Source organism: Bradyrhizobium sp. OAE829, from assembly GCF_040546575.1.
Taxonomy (GTDB): Bacteria; Pseudomonadota; Alphaproteobacteria; order Rhizobiales; family Xanthobacteraceae; genus Bradyrhizobium.
The window spans coordinates 5,508,419-5,527,415 of sequence record NZ_JBEPOE010000001.1 but is presented as its reverse complement, the minus strand read 5'-3'; the positions used below and the strand labels follow the sequence as shown (position 1 = coordinate 5,527,415).

Annotated in this window: 14 protein-coding genes and 1 riboswitch; of the genes, 6 read left to right on the top strand and 8 right to left on the bottom strand. The window is 63.6% G+C overall.

The features are described 5' to 3' along the window. Positions 1 to 193 precede the first annotated feature (193 nt). Positions 194 to 1,849 (top strand): peptidoglycan L,D-endopeptidase MepK, encoded by a 1,656-nt coding sequence (gene mepK, locus ABIE49_RS26510; RefSeq protein ID WP_192736805.1) that lies wholly within the window; start codon positions 194 to 196, stop codon positions 1,847 to 1,849. A gap of 89 nt (positions 1,850 to 1,938) precedes the next feature. Here the strand turns inward: mepK and ABIE49_RS26505 are convergent, their stop codons facing one another. The 3 genes from ABIE49_RS26505 to ABIE49_RS26495 all read right to left on the bottom strand — a co-directional run bounded on the left by ABIE49_RS26505 (position 1,939) and on the right by ABIE49_RS26495 (position 4,748). Then, a complete protein-coding gene (locus ABIE49_RS26505) occupies positions 1,939 to 3,705 on the bottom strand; it encodes an adenylate/guanylate cyclase domain-containing protein (protein WP_192736806.1) in 1,767 nt (588 codons plus the stop codon). Between the two features lie 182 nt (positions 3,706 to 3,887). Continuing rightward, positions 3,888 to 4,160 (bottom strand): DUF2312 domain-containing protein, encoded by a 273-nt coding sequence (locus ABIE49_RS26500; protein ID WP_079600063.1) that lies wholly within the window; start codon positions 4,158 to 4,160, stop codon positions 3,888 to 3,890. Between the two features lie 285 nt (positions 4,161 to 4,445). Continuing rightward, complete coding sequence (locus ABIE49_RS26495) at positions 4,446 to 4,748, bottom strand: DUF1244 domain-containing protein (RefSeq protein WP_192736807.1); 303 nt, start codon at positions 4,746 to 4,748, stop codon at positions 4,446 to 4,448. 196 nt (positions 4,749 to 4,944) lie between these two features. Here ABIE49_RS26495 and ABIE49_RS26490 point away from each other — a divergent pair, with 196 nt between their 5' ends. Beyond that, the gene (locus tag ABIE49_RS26490; protein ID WP_192736808.1) at positions 4,945 to 5,514 is read left to right on the top strand and encodes a DUF1036 domain-containing protein; all 570 of its coding nucleotides are present in this window, start codon (positions 4,945 to 4,947) and stop codon (positions 5,512 to 5,514) included. After that, positions 5,511 to 6,947, top strand: a complete 1,437-nt coding sequence (gene pyk / locus ABIE49_RS26485) for a pyruvate kinase (RefSeq protein ID WP_192736809.1) — start codon at positions 5,511 to 5,513, stop codon at positions 6,945 to 6,947. The genes ABIE49_RS26490 and pyk overlap by 4 nt, the downstream gene beginning before the upstream one ends. A 134-nt stretch (positions 6,948 to 7,081) precedes the next feature. Here pyk and ABIE49_RS26480 read toward each other — a convergent pair whose 3' ends face one another. After that, positions 7,082 to 7,507, bottom strand: coding sequence for an OsmC family protein (locus tag ABIE49_RS26480; RefSeq protein WP_192736810.1), 426 nt, complete (start codon positions 7,505 to 7,507; stop codon positions 7,082 to 7,084). Positions 7,508 to 7,623: 116 nt separating this feature from the next. Further along, complete coding sequence (locus ABIE49_RS26475; protein WP_192736811.1) at positions 7,624 to 8,298, bottom strand: TetR/AcrR family transcriptional regulator; 675 nt, start codon at positions 8,296 to 8,298, stop codon at positions 7,624 to 7,626. A gap of 263 nt (positions 8,299 to 8,561) precedes the next feature. Between ABIE49_RS26475 and ABIE49_RS26470 the strand changes: the two genes are divergently transcribed. Beyond that, positions 8,562 to 9,539 carry a phosphatase PAP2 family protein gene (locus tag ABIE49_RS26470; RefSeq protein ID WP_192736812.1) on the top strand — a complete coding sequence of 326 codons (978 nt, stop codon included), beginning with the start codon at positions 8,562 to 8,564 and terminating at the stop codon, positions 9,537 to 9,539. A 204-nt stretch (positions 9,540 to 9,743) separates the two neighbouring features. Then, positions 9,744 to 11,261 (top strand): hypothetical protein, encoded by a 1,518-nt coding sequence (locus ABIE49_RS26465; RefSeq protein ID WP_192736813.1) that lies wholly within the window; start codon positions 9,744 to 9,746, stop codon positions 11,259 to 11,261. A 10-nt stretch (positions 11,262 to 11,271) separates the two neighbouring features. Here the strand turns inward: ABIE49_RS26465 and ABIE49_RS26460 are convergent, their stop codons facing one another. The 3 genes from ABIE49_RS26460 to ABIE49_RS26450 form a co-directional block, all read right to left on the bottom strand. Next, positions 11,272 to 12,402: a ribonucleotide-diphosphate reductase subunit beta gene (locus tag ABIE49_RS26460; protein WP_192736814.1), complete on the bottom strand. Its 1,131-nt coding sequence runs from the start codon at positions 12,400 to 12,402 to the stop codon at positions 11,272 to 11,274. A gap of 29 nt (positions 12,403 to 12,431) precedes the next feature. Continuing rightward, positions 12,432 to 15,347 (bottom strand): ribonucleoside-diphosphate reductase subunit alpha, encoded by a 2,916-nt coding sequence (locus ABIE49_RS26455; RefSeq protein ID WP_192736815.1) that lies wholly within the window; start codon positions 15,345 to 15,347, stop codon positions 12,432 to 12,434. Between the two features lie 116 nt (positions 15,348 to 15,463). Beyond that, a riboswitch (cobalamin riboswitch) is annotated at positions 15,464 to 15,684 on the bottom strand. Between the two features lie 154 nt (positions 15,685 to 15,838). Beyond that, entirely contained in the window at positions 15,839 to 17,260 is a 1,422-nt protein-coding gene (locus ABIE49_RS26450) for a short-chain fatty acyl-CoA regulator family protein (protein WP_192736816.1), read from the bottom strand. A gap of 175 nt (positions 17,261 to 17,435) precedes the next feature. Here ABIE49_RS26450 and ABIE49_RS26445 point away from each other — a divergent pair, with 175 nt between their 5' ends. Continuing rightward, on the top strand, positions 17,436 to 18,986 hold the full coding sequence (locus tag ABIE49_RS26445; protein ID WP_192736817.1) for an MmgE/PrpD family protein: 1,551 nt from the start codon (positions 17,436 to 17,438) through the stop codon (positions 18,984 to 18,986). Positions 18,987 to 18,997 lie beyond the last annotated feature (11 nt).

Sequence of the window (18,997 nt, the reverse complement as noted above, 5' to 3'; positions counted from 1 at the left end):
GTTAACCATTATCCATCTCGGTTTTGGCACCGGGCACTTTTTCGCCACAGTCGGCGGGTTAGGTTAAGCCTAACTTGGGGGCGGGTCGGTAAACTTCGGTTAACCCTCCCGCTTTAATAAAGCGTTCACCCTCTTTCGCAGGTCCTTGGGAGGCCTGGTTTGCGAAAGAGATTCGTGATCGCTGGTCGACTGGGTGGGCTCATACGTGCTGGCTGGTTTCGCGCGCCAACTTAATTCGCTTCGTCTGCCGAAGGCCGGATATCAATTCGGCCTGACTTCCCTGTTGCTCCTTGCCGGAGCCGGGTCGGTGCATGACGCGACCGCGCTGAACGAGACCCGCACGCTTTCTTTCCACCACACCCACTCCAACGAAGACCTCACCGTCACCTTCAAGCGCGACGGGCGTTACGACGAAGAGGCGCTGAAGAAACTCAATCACTTCCTCCGCGACTGGCGCAGCCAGGACCAGACCACGATGGATCGTCACCTCTTCGACATCCTCTGGGAAGTAAACCGCGACGTCGACGGCAAGCAGCCGATCCAGATCATCTCCGCCTACCGCTCCCCCGCCACCAACGCCATGCTCCGCCGCCGCTCGTCCGGCGTGGCCCGCCACAGCCAGCACACGCTCGGCCACGCGATGGATTTCTTCATCCCAGGCATTGCGCTCGAGCAGATCCGCGCCGCCGGACTTCGCCTGCAGCGCGGTGGCGTCGGCTTCTACCCGACCTCGGGATCGCCGTTCGTCCATCTCGATACCGGCAGCGTCCGTCACTGGCCGCGCATGACACACGACCAGCTGGCCAGGGTGTTCCCCAACGGTCGTACCGTCCACCTGCCCTCGAATGGTGGTCCGCTGAAGGGTTATGAACTGGCCCGCGCCGACATCGAGAGGCGCGGCAGTGGCGGCGACGCTGCAACGGTCGGCAAGAAGCCCAGCCTGTTCGCCTCGCTGTTCAAGGGCGGCAAATCCAACGAAGAGGATGATGAGGGCGGCGCCCCCGTCACCGTCAGGAACGAGAAGCCCGCTCCTTCTGTTGTGGCCGCCGCCGCGGCCCCGAAGGCCGCCGAGATCGTGCCGACGCCGCGCGCAAAGCCGGTCGCGGCAACGATCCAGCTGGCCTCGGCTGATGCGCAGATCGTTCCGGCGCCCAAATCCAAGCCGGAGGCATCCAAAGCGGAGGCCAAGCCGGCCGCGCAGGCTTCCGCCGACAAGCCAGCCGAGCCGAAACCGCAGACACCCGCCGACATCATCAACGCCCGCGGCTTCTGGGGCGATGCGCCGACGACGGCCAATCAGCCCACCCCTGTGCAGCTCGCGGCCCTCAGGGCCCGTCAGGCCGTCGGCGCCGCCGATCCGCAGCCGACTGCCAGCGTTGCCGAGACTTTCAACAAGGCGCTGGCCTACGCGCCGGCCGCCTCCTCGCCGGTTGACCGCGCCAACGTGGTTGCCGCCTCCGCGCCGATCCCGCGCACCGTGCGGCCGGCGCGCAACGCCGCCGCCGCCACCGAAATCAACACCGTTGTCGCCAAGGGAGCCCAGGGGGGATCGCAGGGCCAGGGCAGCGTGATTTCGACCTCGACGCGGCTTGCCGCCGCCAAGGGCAACGATGTCTGGATGCGGGTCGTGATGCTGGCGCCGAGCGCGAGCAACGCAATGTCGACGACCGTGCTCGGCGATACCGACATGACGCTGATGCGCAGCTATTTCATCAAGCCGCCGTTCGCGATCACGATGGGCTTCTCCGAAGATCCGATGCTGGGGATGACCACCGACCGGTTTACCGGATCGGCGACCGCCAAGCTCACCACGCAGTCTTTCGTCGTGCGCACGGCGTCACTGCGCTAAGCGCGCACAACTTCCATTAATCTCGAAATCATCCTCGCGAGCGCGCGGCCCCTCTACGCCGTGATCAGCGTGTTCGTGCTCGGCTGCGTTCAGGCCGGCAAGCCTGCCTTGAGCAGGCCAGCCTCGTGACGCTGGCGGTCGATGGCGTGCTTGTAATGCTGGGTGGCGAGGTAAACGGCCACCGAGAATGTCGGCTCTGACTTTAGAACCTCGGCCGCGTGCGCAGCGGCCGCGACCGCGTTGCCCATTTGCGCAAACGTGGCTGCGAGGAAGGCATGGTGGGTGTAGTCGGGCCGCGTGATCCGCGAAAAGGCCTCGATGGCGTCGGCATACTTCTCGGCGCAATAGCAGGCACGCCCGAGGTGGCTCCAGAAGCGCTCCGGATGGTACGGGTTGAGGCGCATCGCCTTCTTGATCCAGTCGATGCCTTCCTCCGGCCGCCCGAGCCAGGTTAGAAGCTCGCCCTGCTGCACCACGACGAGGTCGTAGTTGGGATTGAGCGCGAGCCCTCGCTCCTGGTGATACGCGGCCTTGTCATGGTCGTTACGGTTCAGGTTCAGCGCGGCGAGAATCCGGTGCACGTCGCTGTCATTGTCGTCGAGCGCCAGCGTGACCTCCAGCTCCGCGGCCACCTGATCGAAGGTGGCATCGCGATCGGCACACCAGCCATAGACCCACGTCTGGCCCAGCACGCATGCCTTCCAGGCGTGAGCATGCGCATAGTTCGGGTCGAGCGCGAGGGCGCGGTCGAGCAGGCGCTGCGCTTCGGCGTTGTCCTCCCGCGTCGAGCGGTGGTGCCGCACCTTGGCGGCCAGCACGCACTCATAAGCCGCCATGCTTTCGGTCGGCTTGCGTTTTGCGCGGTCGTGCCTGGCGGCCTCGACCCTGCCGGGGAGCGTCGCGACGATCGCATGGGTGATCTCGTCCTGGATGGCGAATATATCCTCAAGCTCGCGGTCATAGCGTTCGGCCCAGACGTGCTGGTCGGTTTCTGCATCGATCAGCTGCACGGTGACGCGGACGCGATCGCGCGCCTTGCGCACGCTCCCTTCGAGGACGTAATCGACGCCGAATTCGCGCGCGATCTCGCGCACGTTGACCGCCTTGCCCTTGTGCACGAACGTCGAGTTGCGCGAGATGACGAGCAAATCGCGGAAGCGTGACAGCTCGGTAATGATGTCCTCGGTGAGGCCGTCCGAGAAGAATTCCTGCTCCGGATCGCCGCTCATGTTGGCGAGCGGCAGTACGGCGATCGACGGCTTCTTGGAGGCCGGCGCCGCCACCGCAGCGTCCTTTGCGCCATGTGGCGCGACTTCTGAATCGGCGTCGAGCCGGACCCGGAAAACGCGGATCGGACGGACGATGTTCTTGACGCTCTGCTCGCCGAGATCCTCGAATGCGACGTTATCCAGCCGTTGGCCGACCTGATCGCGCACCGCGCCGGAGACACAGATGCCGCCAGGCTCGGCGAGCATTTCGAGACGCGCCGCCACGTTGACGCCGTCGCCAAAGATGTCGTTGTCCTCGACGATCACGTCGCCAAGATTGATGCCGATCCGGAACTGTATCCAGCGCGCCGGCGAGACGTCGGCGTTGCGCCGCGCCATCCGGCGCTGAATCTCGGCGGCACACAGCACGGCGTCGGCGACGCTGCGGAATTCGACCAGCATGCCGTCGCCGGTGGTCTTGATGATGCGGCCATGGTTCTTCGTGATGGAGGGATCGATGAGTTCGATCCGGTGGGTCTTGAGACGGGCAAGCGTCCCCGTCTCGTCAACCTCCATGAGCCGGCTATAACCGACCATGTCGGCGGCAAGGACCGCCGCGAGCCTCCGCTCTGGTCCAGGCACGTCCATTTCCAGCTTCCCTCGCGGGCAGCCTAACAGACGCGGGGCCGTGGCCCAAGCTGGTTGCGCCGGAAATGCCCGCTGGAGCGTTTTCCAGCGACGTGGACGGCGGTTCGCGTCAAGAAAACGCGTCAATCCAAGAATCCAGGGCCCCGTTCCGATTCCATCGGAACGGGGCTCTGGCTAACGCTTCACAGCATCCCGAGCGCCTGCATGTAGGTTTCCAGAATCGTCTCCTGTTCGGCGCGCTCATTGGCGTCCTGCTTGCGCAGGCGGACGATGGTGCGCAGCGCCTTGACGTCGTAACCATTGCCCTTGGCTTCGGCATAGACGTCGCGGATATCGTCGGAGATCGTCTTCTTTTCCTCTTCCAGCCGTTCGATGCGCTCGACGATGGCCTTGAGCTGGTCTTTTGCGAATTTCGTCGCGGGTTCTTCCTGGACGGCGGCGGCAGAGGTGGCCATCGGGTACTCCTGAGTGGAACTGAATGGGTGGGCTGAAAGATCAAGCGCCGCACGCTTCACCGCGCGGCGCTTTCTGAGATTGACCCTCAAGAGTGCGGCGCCTTGCGTCAAGGCACCATCGCGCTCATCCACAGCGCGCCCACAGGAAGGTAGAACTCCTCATGGTGAGGAGGCGCCCTTGCGCCGTCTCGAACCATGAGGCCCATGGCCCATCCTTCGAGACGCGCGCAAGAGCGCGCTCCTCAGGATGAGGTCGAGAATGGGGCTACCGATGGAGAAAGACCATCAATGCCCGCTATGGGTCTTCTTCATCGCCTCCAGCTGCTCGGGACTGGCGGTGCCCTGAAACTTCGACTTCCAGGTCTCATAGGGCATGCCGTAGACCGCCTCGCGGCTCTCATCCTTGCTGATCGCCACGCCCTTGCCGTCGGCCGCTTCCTTCATCCAGTTGGACAGGCAGTTGCGGCAGAAACCGGCCAGGTTCATCAGGTCGATGTTCTGGACGTCGGTCCGGGTGCGCAGGTGCTCGACCAGGCGTCGGAAAACGGCGGCTTCCAGTTCTGTTCTGGTTTTGTCGTCAATTGTCATGGCTTGGTCCCGCAGGGTTATTCCTGAGCATATTGATATCAGGTGGGAATTGTCACAGATTTTGCCATATCGGCGCGCAAACCAGCACGGGGCCGGTTAATCCGGACGTCCCGCATCGTGGGAAACGCGCCTGCCCGGCGTTGACAGCTCCCGCCGGGCAAGCGAAATCGTCAATGATTTGATATAGCTTCGCCATATGATCGGAACAGATTCTCTGCCCTCACGCCCCTTCCACGCTCGCCTGACCGGCGGCCTCCTGCCGGCGCTGGCGTTGGCGGTGATGGGCCTGTGGAACAGTTCGGCGGCGGCTGACTTTCGCCTCTGCAACAACACCTCGAGCCGGGTCGGCATCGCGCTCGGCTACAAGGACGCCGAGGGCTGGACCACCGAGGGCTGGTGGAACGTCTCCTCGCGCAGTTGCGAGACGCTGCTGCGCGGAACGCTTGTCGCACGGTTCTATTATATCTACGCGCTCGACTATGACCGCGGCGGCGAATGGTCGGGACAGGCCTTCATGTGTTCGCGTGACAAGGAATTCACCATCAAGGGTACCGAGAATTGCCTGGCGCGCGGTTTTGACCGCACCGGGTTCTTCGAGGTCGACACCGGCGAACAGAGAGCATGGACCGTGCAATTGACCGAAGCCAATGAACAACCCGCGCAGCAGCGCGTGCCGGGGATTCCGGGAACGGTCGGCCCCGGTGGTGTGCCGGGCCTGTCGCCTGGCGGACCCGGGCAGCCGCCAGCTTCGGCGCCCAAGCAATGAGGCGTCTCCGTCGTATCAAGATCCTCGCCACCCTCGGCCCGGCATCGTCGGACAGCGCGATGATTCGCAAGCTGTTCGAGGCCGGCGCCGATGTGTTCCGCATCAATATGAGCCACACCTCGCACGACAAGATGCGCGAACTGGTCGCAACCATTCGCAATGTCGAGTCCAGCTACGGCCGGCCGATCGGCATCCTGGTCGATCTGCAAGGACCGAAGCTGCGTCTCGGCTCGTTCAATGAAGGCGCCACCCAGCTCAAGAACGGCCAGAGCTTTGTTCTGGATTCCGACAAGGCGCCGGGCGACAACAGCCGCGTCCAGCTTCCGCATCCGGAAATCCTGGCCGCGCTGCGGCCGGGTCACGCATTGCTGCTCGACGACGGCAAGGTGCGGCTCATCGCCGAGGAAACCTCGCCCGATCGCGCGGTGACGCGGGTGGTGATCGGCGGCAAGATGTCGGACCGCAAGGGCGTCAGCCTGCCCGACACCGACCTGCCGGTCTCGGCGATGACGCCGAAGGATCGGGCCGATCTCGAAGCGGCGGTGACGACCGGGATCGACTGGGTCGCGCTTTCCTTCGTGCAGCGCGCCGAGGACGTCAATGAGGCCAAGCGGCTGATCCGCGGCCGCGCCGCCGTGATGGCCAAGATCGAAAAGCCGCAGGCGATCGACCGGCTCGGCGAAATCCTCGAGGTCTCCGACGCGCTGATGGTGGCGCGCGGCGATCTTGGCGTCGAATTGCCGCTGGAGCGGGTGCCCAGTCTTCAAAAGCAAATGACGCGCATGGCGCGCCGCGCCGGCAAGCCGGTGGTGATCGCAACGCAAATGCTGGAATCGATGATCCAGGCGCCGGTGCCGACGCGCGCCGAAGTCTCCGACGTCGCGACCGCCGTTTACGAAGGCGCCGACGCCATCATGCTGTCGGCGGAATCCGCTGCCGGTAAATTCCCAGTCGAGGCGGTCTCGACCATGAACCGCATCGGCGAGGAGGTGGAGCGCGATCCGACCTATCGCTCGGTGCTGACGGCGCAGCGGCCCGAGCCGGAGCAGACCGTCGGCGATGCCATCGCGTACGCCGCGCGGCAGATCGCCGAAACGCTGGAACTGTCCGCGATCATCTGCTGGACCAGTTCGGGCTCGACCGCGTTCCGCGTCGCGCGCGAACGGCCAAAGCCGCCGGTGGTGGCGATCACGCCGAACCTTGCTACGGGCCGCAAACTATCCGTGGTGTGGGGCGTGCATTGCGTGGTCGCGGAAGACGCGCACGACCAGGACGACATGGTCGATCGCGCCGGTTCGATTGCGTTCCGCGACGGCTTCTCCAAGGCGGGCCAGCGCGTGATCGTCGTCGCCGGCGTGCCGCTCGGCACGCCCGGCTCCACCAACATGGTGCGCATCGCCTCGGTCGGGCCCGAAGACAAAGCGGATAAGTGACGGCGTGCCGTCATTCCGGGGCGCGTCGAAGACGCGAACCTCAGATGTGCAATTGCACATCGGGGAATCTCGAGATTCCCCGATGCGCAATTGCGCATCTGAGGTCTGGTCCTTCGGACCATGCGGAATGACTGCTAGGCAAGCGTCGCATCCAGCGTGATCTTGGTGTTCAGCAGTTTCGATACCGGGCAGCCGGCCTTCGCCTTGCCCGCCAGTTCCTGGAATTTCGCATTGTCCGCGCCGGGAATCTTTGCCGCTAGCGTTAGATGAACGGACGTGATCGCAAAGCCGTCGCCTTGTTTCTCAAGCGTCACGTCGGCCTTGGTTTCCATCTGCTCGGCGGTGAGCTTGGCTTCACCGAGGATCAGCGACAGCGCCATGGTGAAGCAGGCGGCGTGCGCGGCGCCGATCAATTCTTCCGGGTTCGAACCCGGCTTGCCCTCGAAGCGGCTGGCGAAACCGTAGGGATATTCGTTCAGCGCGCCGCTCCTGGTCGAGATTGCGCCCTTGCCGTCCTTGATGCCGCCCTGCCACTTGGCCGAGCCTGATGTCGTCGTCATGGAATGCTCCTTCACCGGTGAATGACCGATCACGCGCAATCTGGCTGATGGTTGCGTCAGAGCGATGTCAATTGCCGGTGATATCAGCGCAAAACGCGTTCCGCGTTTTGTCGCGACTAAGCCCCCACCAGCGCCTTGGCCGGCAGCACCGCCTGCACCACGAGGCCGCGGGCGCGGGCGTCCATGACGCCGACCGCGCGGAGCGCCAATAGCGTCACGGTCTGCACGGCGTCGCGCAGTTTTGCGGAATCGTCCATATTGTCAGGGGCCAGCGGGCCGACCAGCGCCTCGTGCAATGCGCCGAGCAGCGCGGTGGCGGCGAGCGCGGTATCCTGCGCCGGCAGATGTCCGGCACGCACGGCCGCCTCGATCCTTGCGGCGATCTCGCCGGAGATTTCGCGGCGGCTGGCGAGCCGCGAAGCCGACACGTCGACATCGACCGGTTCCGCCAGAATTCCCCAGGCGAGCTTGCGCTGCGACAGCACATGGACGGCAACCGTCGTGACCGCCGCGGCCAGTGCCGAGGACGGCCCGGGCGCCGCCTCCGCCGCACGGCGGATCGCGGCCAGTTCGTCGCGCGAAACTTCGGCGATCAATTCGGAAATCAGTTCCGCCTTGGACGGGAAATAGCGATAGACGGTTCCGGCCGCGACATTGGCGCGGACCGCCACGGGGGCGATCTGCACCGCCGCCATGCCGCCATCCGCCGCAGCGTCCCGCGCTGCCGCCAGAATGGCGCTGCGCCGCGCCGCCAGCCGTTTCACCACTTGCTGGGTTCGCCGATAGACCATGGCGCGCTTCCCCATCCCCGGCGCGTCCGCCCCCCGGGAGGGTTGCAAGATCGCGCTGCGTCTTCATGTTTTGAGCGATTGTCCCCAATCGCTTTGAAGAACTGAACAACTATTCAGGCCGGAAGACAAGAAGCAAATATGACGGTCTGGGGCGCAAATGGCCGCTGAACGCAGCGTCCAATTGGTGGGCCGATAACCATAGCCGTTTCCCGAATATTAAGCCTTCCCGCGCAACTGTGCCCTACAACCTCGCAGGGTGCGGTATGGTCAATTCGAACGCTTTCACGGCCTGGCGGCTGTTTCAGCTGAACTGGATTCCGATTGCCGCCATGGGCGCCGTGGTGCTGCTCGGGGGCGCGCTCTGCGGTTTCACGATAAAACCGCTCGCGCTGGCCGTTACCCTGGGAATCGTCACGGCATTGGCGCTGACCGCCTACCTTTATGCCTTCGCCAAGGGCGATCAGGCGGATCCCAAGCTGATCTTTCCGCTAGGGGCGATTTCCCAGCTGCTGTTGATCGCGACGATCATGGGGCCGCTGACCTACGTCGCTGCTGTGACCAACTGGCCGCTGCAGGACCGCGCCTTGCTCGCGATCGATCGCGCCATGGGCATGGATCCGGAAATGATCGCGCGATACGTCAACGACCGTGACTGGCTGGGAGCTTTGCTGGTACGCAGCTACACGCTGATCAAGATCATCCTGGTCGCGATCCCGCTGGTCCTTGCCCTGACATCGCGTTTTGTGCGGCTGCAGGTGTTCGTGCTTGCGTTCAGCCTGACGCTGATCATGACGCTCCTGATTTCGACGTTCACGCCGGCGGTCGGAACCTACTACGGCCTCAACATCGACCCTGCGCAATTCTCGTCGCTGGATGCCTCGATGTATCAGGCGCAGCTGCGTGACATCCTGGCGCTGCGCGACGGCTCGCTGCGGCATCTCGAATTGCTCAAGATCACAGGCATCGTATCCTTCCCGAGCTTCCACGCAGCTTCCGCCGTGCTCTACATCTGGGCGCTTTGGCCGGTGCGCTATGTCGGAGGGGCCGCGGTCGTCCTCAATCTGTTGATGATGGCTTCGACGCCGGTGATCGGCGCCCATTACATGATCGACGTGTTCGGCGGTGTCGCGCTGGCCGTGATCGGCATCTGCCTTGCCAAGTATCTCGTGAACATCGTGGCGCCCTCCTCGTCGAAGGCACAGGCTGCGCCGCAGGCAGCTCTGGTGCCGGCACTGGATTAGCCCGCCAGCGTCGCGCTTTTGCGATGGTAAATTCTGACTAAAACGCTTGTCCGCCCGGTTAACGGCTTCTTCGCCAAAGAACATCATTGTCAGGCACGTGAGCCTGCAATTCACGCAAAAATAGCGCGGCTGTGGTCAGCTGGCGAAAATTCCTGCGGCACGCCGTGACCGTCACACCAACGCAAGAAGCCGGCCCAAAATCCGATGTCCATTTCCTTCGCCAATCCGACTGTTAATAGCGCCAGTGTCCGCAGCCTCGGGCGCGTGCTGATTCCGCTGTTGACCGGGCTCGTCGCCTATCTGATCTTCCTGTCGCTCGGGGAAATCCTGCTGCGGGATTCCGACACGCTCTGGCAGATCAGGATCGGGCAGTGGATCGTCGAGCACGGCGCCGTGCCCTACACCGACGTTCACACCTTCACCCGGTTTGGCGAACCCTGGATGTCGAGCTCCTGGCTGTCCCAGGTGCTCTATGCCGTTTCCTATGAATCGTTGGGCTGGGCCGGCCCGGTCATCCTGACCTCGCTCGCGATCGGGGCGACGGTCACGATCTTCATGTACCTGTTTGCCGACTATCTCGACCCCACCCGCGCGATCCTGCTGGTCACGCTTGCGGTGCTGGAGTCGGCGACCCACTTCCTGGCACGCCCCCACATGCTGGCGTTCCCGTTCATGGTCGCGTTCCTCGGCGGGCTGCTGGCGGCCGCGGATCGCCGGTGCGCGCCGTCATGGTGGCTGCTGCCGGTGCTTGCGATCTGGGCCAATCTGCACGGCGGTTTTGTTCTCGGACTGGCACTGATCGGACCGATCGGCCTGGAAGCGCTGTGGACCTGCGAACGCAAGGACCGCATCAGGCTGACGATTCAATGGGCGATGTTCGGTGTTGCCGCCGTCGTGGCGTGCTGCTGCACCCCTTATGGCTGGAACACGCTGATCGGCGCGGCAAAAATCCTCAGCCTCGGCAAGCTGCTGTCCATGATCTGGGAATGGATGCCGGCCAACTTCGCCACCTGGAGCTTCTTCGAATTCACGCTGCTGGGCCTGATCGGTCTCGGCTTCTATCGTGGCCTCTCATTGTCGGTGCCGCGAATCATCCTGCTGCTCGGCCTGCTCTGGATGGCGCTGTCGCATTCCCGGAACATCGAAATCTTCGCCTTCATCGCGCCACTGGTCGTGGCCAAGCCGTTTGCCGAGCAGTTGGGAACGCTGCGCACGGCGATGGTGCCCGTTCGGGAAGGGCAGTCGCGGGCGCCTGTCGTGATGCTTGCCGCGCTCGCGGTGGCGGTGGCCGGATGGGCATCGACGCAAGTGTTCATCGCGCACCACCCGTTCTCGTTCCTGCCGTCCCAGACGCCGGTCGCAGCGGTGGAAGTCCTGCAGAAGCGGCAGGCTCAGCGCATCTTCAGCACGTCGCCGTTTGGCGGCTATCTGCTGTCTCGCGACATCAAGGCCTTCATCGACGGCCGCGCCGAACTCTACGGCGAACAGTTCGTCCTTGACTATTTCGACGCGGTCACCGCCAAGGACGTCAACATACTGCTCGCCACGCTCGAGAAGTATCAGATCGACGCCACCTTGCTCGGGCCGGATTTGCCGGCCACCAAGGTGCTGGATCATATCGCGGGGTGGAAGCGGGTGTATGCGGACAACGTCGCCGTAATCCACGTCCGCGACGATCACCGCAAGGCTGCTCCGTCTTCCGCGCCGGGTTCGTCGAACTGACGCCCGGCTCTCATTCCCAGGTCAGCGCGCCACCGTTCTGATATTCGATGACGCGGGTCTCGAAGAAGTTCTTTTCCTTCTTCAGGTCCATCGCCTCCGACATCCACGGGAACGGGTTCTCGGTCTCGTCGAACACCCGCGCCAGCCCGAGCTGCGCGCAGCGGCGGTTGGCGATGAAGTGCATGTAGGTCTCGCACAAAGCCGCGTTCAGCCCGAGAAAGCCGCGCGGCATGGTGTCCCGGCCGTAGGCGGCTTCGAGCTCGGCTGCGGTGCGCACCATGTCACGAACCTCGTCCTGGAACGCCTTGGTCCACAGATGCGGATTCTCGATCTTGATCTGGTTGATGACGTCGATGCCGAAATTCAGGTGAATGGATTCGTCGCGCAGGATGTACTGGTACTGCTCGGCAATCCCCACCATCTTGTTGCGGCGGCCGAGCGATAGGATCTGGGCAAAGCCCGTGTAGAACCACATGCCCTCGAAGATCACATAGAAGGCGACGAGGTCGCGCAGGAACGCCTGGTCGGCCCCGGGCGTGCCGGTCTTGAAGTCGGGATCATCGAGATGCTGGGTGTGCTTCAGCGCCCACGCCGCCTTGTCGGTAATCGACGGCACCTCGCGGTACATGTTGAACAGCTCGCCCTCGTCCAGGCCCAGGCTCTCCACGATGTACTGGAAGGTGTGGGTGTGCACCGCCTCCTCGAAGGACTGCCGTAGCAGATACTGCCGGCATTCCGGATTGGTCAGATGGCGGTAGATCGCCAGCACGATGTTGTTGGCGACAAGGCTCTCGGACGCCGCGAAGAAGCCGAGATTGCGCTTGATGGCGCGGCGCTCATCCTCGGTGAGGCCGTCGCGCGACTTCCATAGCGCGATGTCGGCCTGCATCGAGACTTCGGTCGGCATCCAGTGATTGTTGCAGCCGGCGAGATATTTCTCCCACGCCCATTTGTACTTCAGCGGCAGCAATTGATTGACGTCGGCACGGCAATTGATCATCCGCTTGTCGTCGACCGACACACGGCCGCCGCGGCGGTCGATGGTACCGAGCCCGGTTTGATCGGCCTCGGCAGGAGGTGATGCCGCAAAGGGCGGCGGCGCGTGAGATGCGGGCGAGGAAGGTTCGGACCAGTCGAGCATTTGATTTATTTCCTGATGTTTCTTGCTGCTTACTGGCAGGCTTCGCATTCGGGATTATCGATGGAGCACGCCACCGCACCGGACAGGTCCGGCGCGGTGGCGGCCAGCGGGACGATGATTGGGGCTGGAGCCATCATCGTCACGGAGGCGACACTGTTAAGCTTGCCGTCGGTGCCCTTGAGCGTGGACTTCTCGACATGCGTCGCGCTGCGCGAGCGCAGGTAATAGGTGGTCTTCAAGCCGCGGGTCCACGCCAGCCGATAGAGCGCGTCGAGCTTCTTGCCGGACGGGTTGGCGATATAGAGGTTGAGCGACTGCGACTGGTCGATCCATTTCTGCCGCCGCGCCGCCGCCTCGATCAGCCAGGCGCTGTCGATCTCGAACGAGGTGGCGTAGAGCGCCTTGAGATCATCGGGGATGCGGTCGATCGAGCCGACGCTGCCGTCGAAATATTTGAGGTCGTTGACCATCACCTCGTCCCACAATCCGCGCGCCTTGAGGTCACGCACCAGAAACTCGTTCACGACGGTGAAGTCGCCGGACATGTTCGATTTGACATAGAGGTTCTGGTAGGCGGGTTCGATCGATTGCGCGACGCCGCAGATGTTGGAGATCGTCGCCGTCGGCGCGATCGCCATCACGTTGGAGTTGCGCATGCCGGTCGATCTGACGCGCTCACGCAAGCTGCCCCAGTCGAGCGTCATGGAACGATCCATCGCAACGCCGCCGCGCGCTTCCGCCAACAGCTCGATCGAATCGATCGGCAGGATGCCCTGGCTCCACAACGATCCGTCGAACGAGGGATAGCGACCGCGCTCGGCGGCGAGATCGACCGAAGCCGAGATCGCGAAGTAGGAAATCGCCTCCATGCTGGTGTCGGCGAACGTCACGGCCGCATCGGAGGCGACAGCGATCCGCATTGCCTGCAGCGCGTCCTGGAACCCCATCAACCCGAGACCGACCGGACGGTGCCGCAGGTTGGAACGCCGCGCTTCCGGAATGGTGTAGAAATTGATGTCGATGACGTTGTCGAGCATCCGCATCGCGATCGTCACGCTCTTCTTCAGCCGTGTCTCGTTCAGGCGGCCGTCCTGGATGTGATTGAGCAGGTTGATCGAGCCGAGATTGCAAACCGCGGTCTCGTCGTCAGAGGTGTTGAGCGTGATCTCGGTACAGAGATTGGAGGAATGGATGACGCCGGCATGGCGCTGCGGCGAACGGAGATTGCAGGGGTCCTTGAACGTGATCCAGGGATGCCCGGTCTCGAACAGCATGGTCAGCATCTTGCGCCAGAGGTCAGTGGCGCGGACCTGCTTGAAGACCCGGATTTCGCCGCGCGCCGCCTTGGCTTCATAGGCGGCATAGCGTTCGGCGAACTTCGCGCCATAGAGGTCGTGCAGGTCGGGCGTCTCGTCAGGCGAGAACAAGGTCCATTCGCCGTCGGTTTCGACGCGTTGCATGAACAGGTCAGGCACCCAGTTCGCCGTGTTCATGTCGTGGGTGCGGCGGCGGTCGTCGCCGGTGTTCTTGCGCAGATCGAGGAATTCCTCGATGTCGATATGCCAGGTCTCCAGATACGCGCAGACCGCGCCCTTGCGCTTGCCGCCCTGGTTGACCGCAATGGCCGTGTCGTTGGCGACTTTCAGGAACGGCACCACGCCCTGGCTTTCGCCATTGGTGCCCTTGATGTGGGCCCCGAGGCCGCGCACGCGGGTCCAGTCATTGCCGAGCCCGCCGGAATATTTCGCCAGCAGCGCGTTGTCCTTGACCGACTTGAAGATGCCGTCGAGATCATCCGCGATCGTGGTGAGGAAGCACGACGACAGTTGCGGCCGCAGCGTTCCCGAATTGAACAGTGTCGGCGTCGAAGCCATGAAATCGAACGACGACAGCAAATCGTAGAATTCGATCGCGCGGGCCTCGCGGTCGATCTCGCGAGTCGCAAGTCCCATCGCGACGCGCATGAAGAACGCCTGCGGCAGCTCGATGCGGTTGCCGCCTTCATGGAGGAAATAGCGGTCGTACAGCGTCTGCAGGCCGAGGAACTGAAACGCCAGATCGCGTTCCGGCTTCAGCGCCGCGGCGATTTTCTTCAGGTCGAAGCGCGCCAGATCCGGATCGAGCAACTCGGCCTTGATGCCGGTCTTGATATAGGCCGGGAAATACTCGCCGTAACGCCCGGCCATATCGGCCTGCGAGGCGTTGGTCGGCACGCCATGCACGTAGGACAGCACTTCGGTGCGAAGCTTGTCGAGCAGCAGCCGCGCGCTCACGTAAGCGTAGTTGGGCTCCTGCTCCACCAGCGTCCGCGCTGCCATCACAGAAGCGAGCGCCAGTTCGTCCTGGCTGATGCCGTCGTAGATATTGCGCTGGGTTTCCGCGATGACAGGCGCGGCGTCGACGCCGTCAAGACCGGCGCAGGCCTCGCCAGCGATCAGCGCGAGCCGTGCGGTATCGAGCGGCACTTTGGTGCCGTTCGCCAGCGTCACATGCAGCACGGGTCCCTCCGCAGGCTTGGCCGACTTGGCGGCCTCCTGCTCGGCGCGCTGCCTGGTGCGCTCGTCGCGGTACAGCACATAGGCGCGCGCCACCTTGTGGTGCTCGCTGCGCATCAGCGCCAGTTCGACCTGGTCCTGCACGTCTTCGATGTGAAAGGTGCGGCCTTCGCTCATCCGGCGCGACAGCGCGCCGACGACCTCGGCGGTCAACTGCTCCACCACCTCGTGCACCCGGCGCGAGGCCGCCGCGGTATGGCCCTCGACGGCGAGAAATGCCTTGGTCATAGCGACCGAGATCTTGCTGGCATCGAATTTCGAAACCGTGCCGTTGCGGCGGATCACCTGCATCTGAAGTTCGGCGTCCGGCGCGGCGAGCGATTCGGGACGCAACTGGAACAAGGGAGCGGTTTTGGCTTCGAGAGAAATGAGACCGGAAGATTCGGACATCGGCAGACCCCGTGGTGTTGTTGAGGCCGGATGTCTTTGGGGACGCTGCATCGAATGCGCGGCGGCAAACGCCGGCATGGATCTGCAAGCGACCGCCGGGACACCCCGCCCGTGGACGTTTTTTCGGTGTCGCGGCAGGTCTCCTGGCTCGCAGGTCGTCGTCGTTCCCTGGTCTTCCCAATGCGCGCCGGCGCATCAGTGACGTAAAAATCGGGAGCGACTCACTGCTTACAGTTGCGGGGGCAGCGCCGGAATTTCGCACTTTCGCGCGATTCACCAGCTTCCCTCTTAGCCACCAAATCTTGCGATCAAGCGGACCGTGACATCTACATGTGGTGATATTCGTGGGAATGTGTCAATGGGGCGTTAAGATCAATGCCCGCTATTCTCAAAAAATTTTCGGCGGCCAGACGTCGGAGCGGTAGCAGGACCTGATTCTTCCGCCGCATGAAAGAAGTTTCCCGCAAATCCCCGGGTCAACCCTCCCCGGGTCACGACGTGGCATAGGGCGCAAAGCGCGAGCGCGTCTCATCGATGCGCAATGCCCGACCGATCGGCGGAAAGGCGCGCTGCGCGCAATCCGGACGCTCGCACACCTTGCAGCCCATCCCGATCGGCGTCGCATTCGCAGCCTTGAGGTTGATGCCTTCCGAATACACCACGCGTTCGGCGTGGCGTACGTCGCAGCCGAGCGCCACGGCAAACGTCTTGGTGGGCGCGCCGTATTTGCCGCGGGCGTGCGACACGGTGCGGGCGATCCACAGATAGGTCCGCTCGTCCGGCATGCGTGCGAGCTGCGTCAGGATGCGCCCCGGGCTCGCAAAGGCTTCATAGACATTCCACAGCGGACAGGTGCCGCCGACCCGCGAGAAGTGAAAATCGGTCGCCGATTGCCGCTTGGAAATATTTCCGGCGCGGTCGACGCGAATGAAGAAGAACGGCACGCCGCGCGCGCCGTTTCGTTGCAGCGTACTTAGGCGATGGCAGACCGTCTCGAAGCCGACCGCGAACTGATATCCCAATAATTCGATGTCGTAACGCCGCTGCTCGGCCGACGCGAGAAAACGCCCATAGGGCATGATCAGCGCGCCGGCGAAATAATTCGCAAGCCCGATCCGCGCCAGCCCGCGCGCCTCCTGGCTGGTAAAACCGGCACCATCGACCAGCGCGGTCAGTTCGCGGTCGAACGCCAGCATCGCGATTTGGGTTCCGATCTGGAAGGCGCGCTGTCCCGGCAGCAGACCGGGTGCGAGATAGAGCGTGCTGGTTCGCGAATCGAATTTCCGTTCATTGCCCGAAGGCAGATCGTCGATCGTCTCGAAAACCAGTTTTATGCCGTGGCGGTCGGCCAGATAGGCGGCCAGCGCCGTATCCATCTGCCCGATCGGAAAATCCATCGCCTGCGCGATGGCCTCGGCGGCTTCGTCGAGCTCGACGATGTAGTTGTGCCGCAGATAGAAGAAATCGCGCACTTCCTCGAAAGGTGTTGAAGGCAGCACCGGCACGTCCGACTGCCGGTCTTCGCCCAACCGTGCCGCCAGCAGGCCGGCCTGCTCGATCGACTGGCGATATTTGCGATGGATCGTGACCAGCGCGCGCCCGACCGCCGGCATGTTCATCGCGAGTTCGCGAAGCTCGACTGCGGCGATGGTTTCGCCGAAGGCGGCGTCCGACAGCGCCTCGCGCAAATCCGCGATCAGCCGCGCCTCGTCGCCTTCGGAGAACACCTGCAGATCGAGCCCGAACACGGTGTTGAGCGCCAGCAGCACCTGCACGGTCAGCGGCCGCTGGTTGTTCTCGAGCTGGTTGAGATAGCTCAGCGAGATGCCGAGCCGCTGCGCCAGTGCGGCCTGGGTCAGGCGCTGTTCTTCCCGCAGCCGCTTCAGCCGCAGCCCCATGAATGCTTTCTTCATCCGGCCCTCGACTTTGCAAACTTTGCAAATGCGCGAAAAATCTTCGCAAAACTACACTTTTTCAGCCATTTCTAAGCACTCTCGTTTGTGGATATTGCGAACTTCTGACGGAAATTCAAGCCGTGCAGCCGCCCTCGTCCTTGGTTTGCCCGCAAGTCCCAGAGGAAGCCGTTCCGTGAAGCACCACAAAGTCCGCACCTACAAATCCGCCGAACGTCTCGACCGCGCCGATCAACTGGCCTGGAAGATCGCTTCCGTCGCCGCCGACCCGGTCCGCATCGAGGACGAGGTGGCAGAGATGATCGGCAACCGCATCATCGACAATGCCGCGGTTGCCGCCGCGTCGATCGCGCGGCGCCCGGTGGTCACCGCGCGGGCGCAAGCAGTGGCGCATCCAAAGCAAGGGGGCGCGACGATCTTCGGACTGCCGGCCAGCCAGCGCTATTCGCCGGAATGGGCGGCATGGGCCAACGGCGTCGCCGTGCGCGAACTCGATTTTCACGACACGTTTCTGGCGGCGGACTATTCGCACCCTGGCGACAACATTCCGCCGGTGCTGGCGGTGGCGCAGCATTGCGGATCGTCGGGCGAGGAACTCGTGCGCGCGCTCGCGGCGGCCTATGAGATCCAGGTCGATCTGGTGAGGGGCATCTGCTTGCACGAGCACAAGATCGATCATATCGCCCATCTCGGTCCCTCGGCGGCGGCCGGCATCGGCGCGCTGCTCGGGCTACCCGCCGAGACGATCTATCAGGCGGTACAGCAGGCGCTTCACGTCACCACCACCACACGGCAATCGCGCAAGGGCGAGATTTCGAGCTGGAAGGCCTATGCGCCGGCCTTCGCGGGCAAGATGGCGATCGAAGCCGTCGACCGCGTGATGCGCGGCGAAGGCGCGCCGTCACCGACCTATGAGGGCGAAGACGGCTTTATCGCGTGGCTGCTCGGCGGACCCACGGCAGAATACACCGTGCCGCTGCCGCAGAAGGGCGAACTCAAGCGCGCCATCCTCGATACCTACACCAAGGAACATTCGGCGGAATATCAGAGCCAGGCGCTGATCGACCTCGCGCGCCGGATGAAGCCTCACATCGGCAACCTTGCCGGAATCGAAAGCATCGTCATCCACACCAGCCATCACACCCACTACGTGATCGGCACCGGCGCCAACGATCCGCAGAAGATGGACCCGAAGGCCAGCCGCGAGACCCTTGATCATTCCATCATGTACATCTTCGCCGTCGCGCTCGAAGACGGCGGGTGGCACCATGAGAAATCCTACGCGCCCGAACGCGCAGGCCGCCCCGAGACGGTCGCGCTCTGGCGCAAGATCTCGACCGTCGAGGACCCCGAATGGACCCGGCGCTACCACAGCCATGACCCCAGGCAAAAAGCCTTTGGCGGCCGCGTCGTCGTCACGCTGAAGGGCGGCTCTGTTATCAGCGACGAGATCGCGGTCGCCGACGCCCATCCGCTCGGCGCCCGGCCCTTCAAGCGGCCGGACTACGTCCGGAAGTTCAGGACGCTGGCGGAAGGCGTGATTGCCGCAGCCGAACAGGACCGCTTCATCGCCGCCGTCGAACGGCTGCCGTCGCTGCGGGCCGGTGGGTTGTCTGAGCTTAGCTTTGTGGTCGAATCTTCGCGGCTGGGAGCAGCTCCCCAGCGCGGCATCTTCGATTGGCAGCCTGATACGCAGACTTCCGCGCGACGCGCGGCTGCATCATGAGGGAGTACGCG